Genomic DNA, 12,547 nt, shown 5'->3' on the forward strand with positions numbered 1-12,547 from the left:
TCTTGGAGTTAAACGCTTCTGTCCCAGCCTCTATATACATACTAGGTTTACTCAGCCGTTTCTTCGGTTGATTCTTTTGCTAAACGTTCTGGTTTAGAAGTCACGATGATTTTTCCATCCTTATCCAATTTTGCTTTCAGCTCGTGAATAGAAGGGTGGTCAAGGTAAAATTCAGCGATGCCATCTTCGATTTGTTCTTGGATTGTTCGTCGAAGGGGACGAGCACCCATGGATGGATCATAACCTAAGTCAACTAATTTTTCTTTGACATTCGTAGGAACTTCGATATGAAGTTGCTGTGCTGCCAGCATTTGATTGACATCGTCTAGCATCAGTGTAACGATGGTCATCAAGTTTTCTTTTGACAAAGCACTGAATTCGATGATTCCGTCAAAACGATTTAGAAACTCTGGTGTAAAGTAATTATTCAATTGATTCAATACCGAACGAGTAACACCTTCACGTGCCGCACCAAAGCCAACATTTGCTTCTACTTTACCAGTACCGGCATTACTTGTCATAATGATGATCGTATCTTTAAAGCTGACGGTTCTTCCTTGTGCGTCCGTCAATCGGCCATCATCTAAGATTTGCAAGAACATGTGCAAAACATCTGGATGAGCTTTTTCAACTTCATCTAATAAGACAAGACTGTAAGGATTTCTCCGAACTTTTTCTGTTAATTGACCAGCTTCTTCGTATCCAACATAACCTGGAGGAGAACCAATCAATTTAGAGACACTGTGTTTTTCCATATATTCAGACATATCGAAACGAATCATTGAATCTTGTGAACCGAATAATTCATAGGCAAGCTGTTTGGCAAGTTCTGTTTTACCTACACCGGTTGGTCCGACAAATAAGAAGGAGCCAATTGGACGATTCTGTTTGTTCAATCCAACACGGTTTCGGCGAATTGCTTTCGCTACACGGTCTACAGCGTTATCTTGGCCAATGACATGAGCCTTCAAGTCATCTGCTAAGTTTTTCAATTGTGTCTGTTCTTTTTCTTTTAATTCACCCACCGGAATACCTGTTCGTTGTTCAACGATTTTTTCCATATCTTTTTCGGTGATGACAGGTGTTTCTTCTTCAGTGAGCTGGCGTTCTTTCATTTTTTGAAGTTTGTTGATCTGGTCACGGTAATAAGCCGCTTTTTCGAAATCTTCTTCTCGAGAAGCAAGAACTTTTTGTTCTTCCGCTTCTTGTAGTTTTTTCTCGATCGTTTTAGGATCAACGATTTGGATCGTTAAATTTTTCTTAGAACCTGTTTCATCTAGCAAATCGATGGCTTTATCCGGCAAGAAGCGATCTTGGACGTAACGATTGGATAAAGTTGCGGCTGCTTCGATGGCTTCATCAGTATATTTTACATGATGATAGTCTTCATAACGTTTTTGCAGTCCTTTCAAGATACTGATCGTTTCTTCGACAGTTGGTTCATCTACTCGTACCGGTTGCATACGACGCTCTAAGGCAGCATCTTTTTCGATGATGCGGTACTCGTTTAAGGTAGTAGCACCAACCATCTGCAATTCTCCTCGAGCTAAAGCAGGTTTTAAAATATTACCAGCATCCATGTTTCCGTCGCCTGCGGAACCAGCGCCGACGATTTCATGCACTTCATCTATAAATAGGATCACATTTTCTGCTTGACGAATTTCTTCAATCAATTTTTGCATACGTTCTTCAAATTGACCTCGTATACCAGTACCTTGGACTAAGGATACGACATCTAAACGAATGACTTCTTTGTCCATTAATTTTTGTGGGACATCGCCATCTACGATTTTTTGTGCTAACCCTTCAACAACTGCTGTTTTACCAACACCAGGTTCACCAATCAAGACAGGGTTGTTCTTAGTTCGGCGATTTAAAATTTCGATGACACGTTTGATTTCATCATCACGACCGATCACAGGGTCGATATCCCCTTGTCGAGCTTGTTCAGTGATGTTGATTCCGTATTCTCCTAGTAAACCTTCCGTATTTCCTTGAGGTGGTTGTCCACCATTGAAGTTGTTGTTTCCACCAAATTGTGTTGGCGGTGTTTGCTCATAGTTTCCTTGCTGTTGCATTTGGCGAGACATGGAACGGAAAAGATCGTCCAAACTGCCAAATCCAAATGGGTCGTTTTGGGCCATACTAGTTAGACCTCCATTTTGCTGATTTTTGATTTTTTGATAACAGCTCTGACAATAATCAAGTTGTGTCCGCTGACCATTGACAGTGGCATACAAGTGAATCGTTGCCTCATTCTTGCCGCAGTTTTGACAAAGCATGAATCATTCACGTCCTTTCACAAAAATGGGTACATCCATATTTTACATCTCGTTTTTCATGAGGTAAAAGAATAACCCCTATTTTTTAGGGATTTATGAGGTAGTAAAGGTAAAATGTCTATTGACCATTCCTGACCTTTGATTCTTATTATACTAAAAATCGAAAGGGAAGCAAGTAATTCGTTTCATATAAAAACAAAGAAGGTCAAAGGAAAGAATGATGAACGTCAGGAGAAGAGAGAGCGACAAGAAAAAGAAAATAAACACGTTTGTTATAAAATGTGAAGAAAAGGATGAAAAAGAATCCGGAATAATTTGAATACTTTTATCTGAAATTGAATGAAAACTGTTGTATCTAACGAAAAAAAATGTTAATCTTTACAGATGAAAGGGTGACACTTGTTAGGATTCTCTGAATTACTAAAAAAGAAAACCCTCACATAAAAACAACACTCACTTAAAGGAGACCGATTAATATGGAAAAGAAAGAATTTCACGTAGTAGCAGAAACTGGGATCCACGCACGTCCAGCTACATTATTAGTACAAACAGCAAGCAAATTTAACTCTGATGTAAACTTAGAGTATAAAGGTAAATCAGTAAACTTGAAATCAATCATGGGCGTTATGTCTTTAGGTGTAGGTCAAGGTTCTGATGTTACTATCACTGCAGAAGGTGCTGACGAAGCTGACGCAATGGCAGCAATCGTTGAAACAATGAAGAAAGAAGGCTTATCTGAATAATGGTTGAAATGCTAAAAGGGATTGCCGCTAGTGACGGTGTAGCCGTTGCAAAAGCTTACCTGCTAGTTCAACCGGATTTAACATTCAGTAAGGCAACAGTAGAAGATACTGCGGCTGAAGAAGCTCGTTTGGATGCTGCATTAGCTAAATCTACTGAAGAATTGCAGCAAATTCGTGAAAAAGCAGCGCAAAGCTTAGGTGAAGCAGAAGCGCAAGTATTTGATGCCCATTTGATGGTTCTTTCAGATCCAGAAATGGTAGGTCAAATCAAGCAAAACATTAAAGACAACAGCGTAAATGCTGAATCAGCGCTAAAAGAAGTAACGGATATGTATATCGGTATGTTCGAAGCAATGGAAGACAATGCTTACATGCAAGAGCGTGCTGCAGATATTCGTGACGTTGCTAAACGTATTTTAGCGCACTTATTAGGCGTTACTTTACCAAATCCATCAATGATCAACGAAGAAGTGGTCGTTGTTGCACATGACTTGACTCCAAGTGATACAGCACAATTAGATCGCAATTTTGTAAAAGCGTTTGTAACAGATATTGGTGGACGTACTTCACATTCTGCTATCATGGCACGTTCTTTAGAAATCCCAGCGATCGTTGGGACAAAAGAAATCACTGCTAAAGTCAAAGAAGGCGATATGTTGGCTGTTAACGGGATCGAAGGCGATGTGATCATCGATCCTACAGAGGAACAAAAAGCTGAATTTGAAAAAGCAGGTGCGGATTACGCAGCACAAAAAGCAGAATGGGAAAAACTAAAAAATGCAGAAACTGTCACAGCTGACGGCAAGCATTTTGAATTAGCTGCAAACATCGGAACACCAAAAGATCTAGTTGGTGTTCATAACAATGGTGGAGAAGCAGTTGGTCTGTACCGTACTGAATTTCTATATATGGATTCTCCGGACTTCCCAACAGAAGATGACCAATACGAAGCTTACAAAGCTGTATTAGAAGGTATGGAAGGAAAACCAGTTGTTGTTCGTACAATGGACATCGGCGGGGATAAAGAACTACCATATCTGCAATTACCTCATGAAATGAATCCATTCTTAGGATATCGTGCATTACGTATCAGTTTATCTGAACAAGGTGACGAAATGTTCCGCACACAAATGCGTGCATTACTTCGTGCATCTGTTCATGGTAACTTACGTATCATGTTCCCTATGGTAGCTACGCTCAAAGAATTCCGCGCAGCAAAAGCGATCTTTGAAGAAGAAAAACAAAAATTGATCAGTGAAGGCAAGGAAGTATCTGATACAATCCAAGTCGGCATCATGATTGAGATTCCAGCAGCAGCAGTCTTAGCAGACAAGTTTGCAAAAGAAGTGGATTTCTTCTCCGTAGGTACGAACGATTTGATTCAATACACAATGGCAGCAGACCGTATGAATGAACGCGTTTCTTACTTGTACCAACCATATAACCCATCAATCTTACGTTTAATCAAAAATGTAATTGATGCAGCACACGCTGAAGGAAAATGGGCAGGTATGTGTGGAGAAATGGCTGGAGATCAAACCGCTGTTCCGTTGCTAGTAGGTATGGGTCTAGATGAGTTCTCAATGAGCGCGACATCTATTCTTAAAACACGTAGTTTAATGAAACGCTTGGACACAGCGAAAATGGCTGAACTTGCTGATCGTGCATTGAAAGAATGCGATACGATGGAAGAAGTCGTTGAACTTGTTCATGAATATGTAAAATAAACAACGTATCAAAAACTGGTGTAGCTTGTAAAAGAGCTACGCCAGCTTTTTTGTTTTCTGTTCTTTTTTAAGAAAACGTTTTTGTCAGCAAGATTAGACAAAAATAGGGCTTAAGTTTGAGTGACAGTTTGGAGGCTATGTTATACTATATAAATGAAGGGGGACGTAAGGTGAAGGTATTATTATATTTTGAAAGTGAAAAGATGCTTGCAAAATCTGGCATCGGGCGTGCGCTTGATCATCAAAAACGTGCTCTGACGGAAGTCGGTATCTCTTATACACTAGACGACAAAGATGATTATGACATCCTGCACATCAATACATACGGAATCAATAGTCATAATATGGTCAATAAAGCCAGAAGAGAAGGTAAAAAAGTTGTCTATCATGCGCATTCAACAGAGGAAGACTTCCGAAATTCCTTTATCGGATCGAACCAGCTTTCTCCTATTGTAAAAAAATATTTGGTGGGATTGTACCAAAAAGCGGACTATTTGATCACGCCAACACCTTATTCAAAACAGTTGTTGGAAAGCTATGGTATCCGTGTACCGATTCAAGCTATTTCCAATGGGATCGACCTAGAGAAATATCGCCCTGATCCAATGAAAGAACAAAAGTTCAGAGAGTATTTCAAACTATCTCCGGATCAAAAAGTAATCATTTGTGTCGGTTTGTTTTTCGAACGTAAAGGAATCATTGATTTCGTAGAAATTGCTAAGAAGATGCCCGACTATACATTCATTTGGTTTGGTCATGTTCCGATGTACTCGATTCCTCGAAACATCCGGAAAATTGTAAAAGAAGACCATCCTGAGAATGTTCTGTTTCCTGGATATATACGAGGGGAAATCATCGAAGGAGCATATTCAGGTGCAGATCTATTCTTTTTTCCTTCTTATGAAGAGACGGAAGGAATCGTTGTTTTAGAAGCTTTAGCAAGCAAGCAAAATGTACTTGTTCGAGATATTCCAGTGTATAATGGCTGGTTAGAAGATAGCAAGAACTGCTATATGGGGAAGACAAACGAAGCGTTTATCCAACTGATTCAACAGATTACCAATGAAGAGCTACCGAGTTTGACACAAGCCGGTTATCAAACAGCAAAAGAACGAAGTATCAATAAAATCGGTGAAGAACTAAAAAACGTATATGAAAGTGTGCTGAATGAAAAAGTCTCTAGCAAATTAAAAAAAGTACATCAGACAAAGGACTAGTTTGGAGGCGAAAAACATGAAAATCGGCTTTTTTACCGATACCTACTTTCCGCAAGTCAGCGGAGTGGCTACATCGATCAAAACATTAAAACAAGAATTAGAAAAACATGGGCATGAAGTCTATATCTTTACGACAACCGATCCTAATGCGGACAAGTTGGAAAAAGATGTGATTCGAATGCCAAGTGTACCGTTTATTTCTTTCAAGGATCGAAGAGTTGTTGTTAGAGGCATGTGGTATGCTTATTTGGTTGCCAAAGAACTAGAATTAGATCTGATCCATACCCATACAGAATTCGGAGCAGGAATACTCGGGAAGATGGTAGCTAAGAAGTTGAAAATACCCCTGATCCATACTTACCATACGATGTATGAAGATTACCTTCATTATATCGGTAAAGGAAAAGTGATCAGGCAATCCCATGTAAAATACTTATCCAGATTATTTGCCAATCATACGACAGGTGTAGTCTGTCCAAGTGAACGTGTTATTGATACATTACGTAGCTATGGTGTAGTAGCACCGCTTCGTGTGATTCCTACTGGTATCGACATTGAGAAGTTCAAACGTTCTGATATCACTCAGGAGGACATCAACAAGTTAAGGGAGTCGTTAGGACTTCAGGAAAATCATCTGATGATTCTTTCTTTAAGCAGGATTTCTTATGAGAAAAATATCCAAGCATTGGTTAACGGATTTCCTCAGGTTATCTCGGCTTACCCTAATGCCAGATTAGTTATTGTAGGAAAAGGTCCTTATGTAGAAGAGTTAGAGGAATTAATTTCCGAACTGCAGTTAGAAGAATTTGTGCAGTTCACAGGAGAAGTGGACAATAATGATGTAGCCCTTTATTATAAAGCGGCAGATTATTTTGTCAGTGCTTCTACTTCAGAGACACAAGGGCTTACTTATACCGAAGCGATGGCAGCCGGCACGCCTTGTGTCGTAGAAGGAAATGCTTATTTGAACCGATTGTTCGATCATCCTTCATTAGGGAAAACTTTTGAAACCGATGAAGACTTTGCACCCGCACTTATTGATTATATTTCCAGTGAAGTCCCTAGAGATTCGAAGGTTTTAGAAGCCAAACTTTATGACATTTCGTCTACTCATTTCGGCGAAGCCATGATCGAATTTTATCAAGATATGGTTGTTTACCATGAAGAAGAGATGCGAAGAAAAGAAGAAGAAGATTCGATTGAACGAATCAAAATCAAATTAAATTCATTTAAAAGATAAAATTCAAACATTTTTTATAAAAAAATCCTTGTTTCTAGCGTATACTAGCATAGAAGCAAGGATTTTTGATTTTTAGGAGGTCGAAAGAATGAAACTAGGTTTTATCGGAACAGGCGTTATGGGAAGTGCTGTTGTACGCCATCTACTAGAAGCAGGTCACGAAGTCGCTGTTTATAATCGGACAAAAGCAAAAGCTGATCCTTTAGTAACAGAAGGAGCTGTCTGGGCGGATACACCAAAGGCTGTAGCAGAACAAAGCAATATTCTGTTCACAATGGTAGGTTATCCTAAAGATGTAGAAGAAATCTACTATGGAGAATCGGGGATTTTTTCTGCAGATGTCTCAGGACGTATTTTAGTTGATTTGACTACAAGTACACCAACTCTGGCAGAAAAAATTGCAAAAACAGCAAAAGAAAAAGGTGCAGATGCGTTAGATGCACCGGTGTCAGGCGGTGACTTAGGAGCAAAGAATGGCACACTGACAATCATGGTAGGTGGAGAAGAATCGGTCTATGATCAAGTACTTCCTTTATTCAAGGAATTTGGTACGACATTTACATTGCATGGCTCTGCTGGGAAAGGTCAGCATACGAAAATGGCCAATCAAATCATGATCGCAGGCACGATGACAGGAATGACGGAAATGCTTGTCTATGCACAAAAAAACGGTCTCGATTTAGAAAAAGTGATTGAGACACTTTCGGGAGGAAGTGCAGCTAACTGGTCTTTAAGTAATTATTCCCCACGTATCTTGAAAGAAGACTACACGCCTGGTTTTTTTGTCAAACATTTTATCAAAGATTTAAAGATTGCATTAGAAGAAGCAGAAAAAATGAACCTTGTATTGCCAGCAACCATCCAAGCATTGAAACTATATGAAGAGTTGGCAGATAAAGGTTTTGAGAATGACGGAACACAAGCGTTGATCAAACTTTGGTGGCCTGAAGGGAAAATACCAGAAAAAAAATCATAAAAAACGAGTTTTTTTAGAGAAAATCAATGCAAGTAGGCTATGCTTTTGATACAATATAACAGAAATAAGAAAAGGAGGACCTCCGATGACACATTCACAATTAGTCGCAATCATAAAACGACTGGAGGCTATGGTCGAGTCAGCAGATAATGAACTGCAAGTTCGCCGTTTTGAAAAAGAAGGCGTAGAAAAGTGTACAGTAACTTATGATAAAGCGACCGATACGTTTGAATTAACTGAAACAGATACTCATCAGCAATACGAATTCGATAATATCGATATCGTAGCGATGGAAATCTATGACTTAATCCAATAAATTTTAGGATAATTGACATTTGAAGTTGAAGATGCCTAAAAGAAGCCGAGAAGCAGCTAATTTAGTTGCTTTTCAGCTTCTTTTTTGTTTAATTGTTCCATTTCGATCTGTTCCTTTTCTAATTTTTTGCGGTAACTAATCAAAATTTGTACAGGATCGATTTCTTCTTTTGATAATTGGCGTTTCAAAGATAAATGAGCTTCTTTTTTTTCATAATAAAAGTCAGGTGGATTGTCCCCAGAAGCAATCATTGTTTCTGCAAGCTGTCCGTAACAAATAAGGTAGTGCTTTTTCTGACTTTCATCCGCTGCCAGTGGCATGCTGAATGTGAGGGATGGTGTTCTTAAAAACTGCTTTTGTTCTTGGATCCGTCTGATGAAATAAGTAACTAATTCGATATCTTTTTGAAGCATGCCAGCTTTTTCGAAATTCAGCTGATAGATGAAATGTTGTTGTCTCTTTTTCAAGTAAGTCAGCAGTTTTTTATTGCGACCCTGAAACAGTCCTTGGATCTCCTTCTTTTTCTGTTCAAAAGTCATTTCCTGTAAGTCAGGAAGCTGGACTCGCAAAGCTAATAAGCTGATTTCAGACAACCAAGGCATTTGATACGTTTCTTCCATTATACGCAAAATAGACGGCATTTTTTTATAGAGACGAAAAGGCCCGTATGTTCGAGCCGTAGGAGTATCTGTTAATACAAATCCCTTATTGGAAATATGTACATAATTGTAGTTACTGAAATAATTCATTTGTCGGTTATAAAAAGGACGGTAATGTTGGATCAGTTGACACTCAAGCAACAAAGCATCTAATTCTGTATCTACTAAGACGAAATCAAAATCTGTTATATGATGAATCATACGTAATACTTTTTTTGAATGCTGTTTATTCTGATGAAAATAGCTGCTTACTCTATTTTTGAGCCGTTTTGCTTTACCAACATAGATGACCATCCCTTCTTGGTTTTTCATAAGATAGACACCCGGCAGCATGGGGAGATTTTTTATTTTTTCTTTTAACATAGGGTCTCCTTTCACGCTTTGAATAAAAAGACTATAACAAATTTTGAAATAATGGACAAGTTTTAGGAAATTGGATCATTCTATCAACAAGAAATACTTTGATAATCAAAATATGTCAGTATAATAGTTTTTCTAATAAAGTAAATAAAAAATGCTGATTTATCAGTTTTTTTAAATGAGTAAAATCTTAAAATAAACTCATATAGCAAAAAAATGAACTTTTACAGTTGCATTTTGAAAAAAGTTAAGATATAGTTTGAACATCAAAAGATTTGATAATCAAACTAATTAGTGGACGGTGGAACATGGAACCAGATTTAAAAACAGTAAATGATTATCTTGTTAGTGTCTTCAATGATATTTTGACAATCGAAGAGTCTGAGTTGAAAAAATCTCAATTCAAAGATCTGTCAATCACAGAGATGCACACGATCGAGGCAATCGGGATGTACAAGAAAAAAACAACTTCAGAAGTAGCCAAAGAACTATCAATTACTGTTGGGACCTTGACCACTGCTATTAACAAGTTAGTAAAAAAAGGCTATGTCGAACGTATCCGCAGTGAAGATGACCGTCGTGTTGTAAAGTTGGGACTAACGAAAAAAGGAAAGTTACTGTTTCGGGTCCATCAGCATTTTCATCGTGAAATGGTCAAGAACATCTTAGAAGGAATGGCTACGGAAGAACAGCATGCCTTGCTGGATGCACTGAAAAACTTGCATGACTTCTTGCAAGACTATAAGTGAGGATATTTAATGGAACAATTTGGAATGATTACTGCAACAGCCAGCGTCCTTCCTGAAAAGATCATTACGAATAATGATCTTTCCAAGATGATGGATACCTCGGATGAATGGATTTCATCAAGGACGGGTATTCGTGAACGAAGATGTGTAACAAATCAGGAGACATCTGATTTATGCATCTTAGTGGCGGAAAAATTGATGCAACAAAAAAAGCTGAACCCTAAAGATTTGGATTTTATCTTAGTAGCAACAATGTCGCCCGATTACACGACACCATCTGTAGCAGCACAAGTACAAGGAAAATTGGGAGCAGCTAATGCTATTGCTTTCGATATCAGCGCGGCATGCTCAGGATTTGTTTATGCGTTAAGCATGGCTGAAAAAATGATCCGCTGCGGCTCAACTAAAGGATTGGTAATTGGTGGTGAAACACTGTCTAAGCTAATCGATTGGTCTGATCGCACGACTGCTGTATTATTTGGTGATGGAGCAGGCGGGGTTCTCTTAGAAGCAAACCCACAAAAAAAATTGCTGAAAGAAAAATTAGCAACTGATGGTACCAGAAGTACCTCACTGACTGCTGGCTACCAGCAAAATAAAAACCCGTTCTATTCAGAAGATTCAGAAGGTTCGTATTATTTGCGAATGACCGGCAGAGATATTTTTGATTTCGCCGTTCGAGATGTTGCAAACAATATCCAAGAAGTCATGAAAGACACGCCAGTTGATTATCTGCTTTTGCATCAGGCAAATCTCAGGATCATTGAGAAAATCGCCCGAAAAGTAAAGATGCCGCAAGAAAAATTCCTGACCAATATGGATAAGTACGGGAATACCTCTGCTGCAAGTATCCCTATTTTATTGGATGAAGCAGTTTCTAGCGGAAAGATCACCTTGGGAAAACAACAGAAAGTAATATTTACAGGCTATGGCGGAGGTTTAACGTGGGGAAGTATCCTCATGGAGCTGTAAACTGTTAAATTATAAAAATAAAAAAGCAAACAATATCGGAGGAATATATTATTATGGTATTCGAAAAAATTCAAGAAATCATTGCAGAAGAATTAGGAAAAGAAACTGAAGAAATCAAATTGACTACTGACATCCAAGAAGACTTAGAAGCTGACAGCTTGGATTTATTCCAAATCATCAATGAAATTGAAGATGAATTTGATGTAAAAATCGAAACAGAAGACGGAATCAAAACGGTTCAAGATTTAGTGACTTACGTAGAAAAACAAACTGCATAATCATTAAAATTAGGTTGGGGGCTGGGACATTTCCTGAAATAGGGATGTCTCGGCCTTTTTGAATAAGAAGAATCAAACATATATTCTGGATATATTGGAGAAAAACATGAAAACAGCATTCTTATTTAGTGGCCAAGGTGCACAATATCAAGGTATGGGAAAAGATTTATATGAAGAAGCCGTTGTAAAGCAGACATTTGATGAAGCAAGTGAGATTCTCGGCTACGATATGGCCGACCTCTGCTTTTCAGAAAATGAACGTTTGGATCAGACACAATATACACAGCCAGCTATTCTAACAGTCAGCATTGCGTATTATCGCTTATTGAAGGAGCATGGAATCGTCCCAGATGCAGCTTTAGGACTGAGTTTAGGAGAATATTCGGCATTAGTAGCCAGTGATGCGTTATCCTTCACTGAAGCCGTTGCACTAGTAGCGAAGAGAGGCGCTTATATGACGGAAGCTGCCCCAGCTGGAAGCGGAAAAATGGTCGCAGTAATGAATGCACCGATTGAGACGATTGAGGAAAGCTGTCATGAAGCAAGCAAGTACGGCATCGTGTCTCCTGCTAATTACAATACACCTCAGCAGATCGTGATCGGTGGCGAAGAAAAAGCCGTAGATGAAGCTGTTTTGCTCTTAAAAGAAAAAGGAATCAAAAGGATGATTCCACTAAATGTCAGTGGACCTTTCCATACAGCTATTTTAGCACCAGCATCAAAAAAACTGGCGAAGGATCTAAGTCATATTCAATTTTCTGACCCTTCTTTTCCAGTCATCAGCAACACAACAACGGAAATAATGAAGAAAGAGACGATAGCGGGACTACTTGAACAGCAAGTCATGCAACCTGTTCGTTTCTACGAGAGTATCCATAAATTAAAAACAATCGGTATCGAGCAAGTCATTGAAGTCGGTCCCGGAAAAGTATTAAGCGGATTTATGAAAAAAATTGATAAAACGATACCAGTTCTGCGTGTTGAGAATAAGCAGACATTTGATGAAACAATAGCAAAATTATAAGGAG

At 38.6% G+C, this 12,547-nt stretch carries 12 protein-coding genes; 10 read left to right on the top strand and 2 right to left on the bottom strand.

Annotation, left to right across the window (positions count from 1 at the left end; genetic code table 11):
- Positions 1–47: 47 nt before the first annotated feature.
- Entirely contained in the window at positions 48–2,282 is a 2,235-nt protein-coding gene (locus tag HMPREF2988_RS12780) for an ATP-dependent Clp protease ATP-binding subunit (protein ID WP_002315291.1), read from the bottom strand.
- Between the two features lie 476 nt (positions 2,283–2,758).
- Between HMPREF2988_RS12780 and HMPREF2988_RS12785 the strand changes: the two genes are divergently transcribed.
- The 6 genes from HMPREF2988_RS12785 to HMPREF2988_RS12810 all read left to right on the top strand — a co-directional run bounded on the left by HMPREF2988_RS12785 (position 2,759) and on the right by HMPREF2988_RS12810 (position 8,501).
- On the top strand, positions 2,759–3,025 hold the full coding sequence (locus HMPREF2988_RS12785; protein ID WP_002287602.1) for a phosphocarrier protein HPr: 267 nt from the start codon (positions 2,759–2,761) through the stop codon (positions 3,023–3,025).
- Positions 3,025–4,752 (top strand): phosphoenolpyruvate--protein phosphotransferase, encoded by a 1,728-nt coding sequence (gene ptsP, locus HMPREF2988_RS12790; RefSeq protein ID WP_002341270.1) that lies wholly within the window; start codon positions 3,025–3,027, stop codon positions 4,750–4,752. Before HMPREF2988_RS12785 ends, ptsP begins: the two co-directional genes overlap by 1 nt.
- 170 nt (positions 4,753–4,922) lie before the next feature.
- On the top strand, positions 4,923–5,969 hold the full coding sequence (locus HMPREF2988_RS12795; protein ID WP_002315289.1) for an LTA glycolipid anchor biosynthesis glycosyltransferase, IagA/BgsA family: 1,047 nt from the start codon (positions 4,923–4,925) through the stop codon (positions 5,967–5,969).
- Between the two features lie 16 nt (positions 5,970–5,985).
- Positions 5,986–7,209: a glycosyltransferase family 4 protein gene (locus HMPREF2988_RS12800; RefSeq protein ID WP_002341271.1), complete on the top strand. Its 1,224-nt coding sequence runs from the start codon at positions 5,986–5,988 to the stop codon at positions 7,207–7,209.
- An 88-nt stretch (positions 7,210–7,297) separates the two neighbouring features.
- Positions 7,298–8,185: an NAD(P)-dependent oxidoreductase gene (locus HMPREF2988_RS12805; RefSeq protein WP_002341272.1), complete on the top strand. Its 888-nt coding sequence runs from the start codon at positions 7,298–7,300 to the stop codon at positions 8,183–8,185.
- Between the two features lie 85 nt (positions 8,186–8,270).
- Entirely contained in the window at positions 8,271–8,501 is a 231-nt protein-coding gene (locus HMPREF2988_RS12810; RefSeq protein WP_002287607.1) for a YkuJ family protein, read from the top strand.
- A 56-nt stretch (positions 8,502–8,557) separates the two neighbouring features.
- Here the strand turns inward: HMPREF2988_RS12810 and HMPREF2988_RS12815 are convergent, their stop codons facing one another.
- Positions 8,558–9,523 carry a GIY-YIG nuclease family protein gene (locus HMPREF2988_RS12815; RefSeq protein ID WP_070770761.1) on the bottom strand — a complete coding sequence of 322 codons (966 nt, stop codon included), beginning with the start codon at positions 9,521–9,523 and terminating at the stop codon, positions 8,558–8,560.
- Between the two features lie 305 nt (positions 9,524–9,828).
- On the opposite strand from HMPREF2988_RS12815, the gene HMPREF2988_RS12820 reads away from it, so the two are divergent.
- The 4 genes from HMPREF2988_RS12820 (at position 9,829) to fabD (ending at position 12,543) form a co-directional block, all read left to right on the top strand.
- Complete coding sequence (locus tag HMPREF2988_RS12820; RefSeq protein ID WP_002310362.1) at positions 9,829–10,269, top strand: fatty acid biosynthesis transcriptional regulator FabT; 441 nt, start codon at positions 9,829–9,831, stop codon at positions 10,267–10,269.
- A 9-nt stretch (positions 10,270–10,278) separates the two neighbouring features.
- On the top strand, positions 10,279–11,241 hold the full coding sequence (locus HMPREF2988_RS12825) for a beta-ketoacyl-ACP synthase III (protein WP_024635879.1): 963 nt from the start codon (positions 10,279–10,281) through the stop codon (positions 11,239–11,241).
- Positions 11,242–11,294: 53 nt separating this feature from the next.
- A complete protein-coding gene (locus HMPREF2988_RS12830; protein ID WP_002287614.1) occupies positions 11,295–11,519 on the top strand; it encodes an acyl carrier protein in 225 nt (74 codons plus the stop codon).
- 106 nt (positions 11,520–11,625) lie between these two features.
- Positions 11,626–12,543, top strand: coding sequence for an ACP S-malonyltransferase (gene fabD / locus HMPREF2988_RS12835; protein WP_002341275.1), 918 nt, complete (start codon positions 11,626–11,628; stop codon positions 12,541–12,543).
- Positions 12,544–12,547: the final 4 nt, after the last annotated feature.

Origin of the sequence: Enterococcus sp. HMSC061C05 (assembly GCF_001814765.1) — a bacterium.
Lineage (GTDB): Bacteria > Bacillota > Bacilli > Lactobacillales > Enterococcaceae > Enterococcus_B > Enterococcus_B lactis.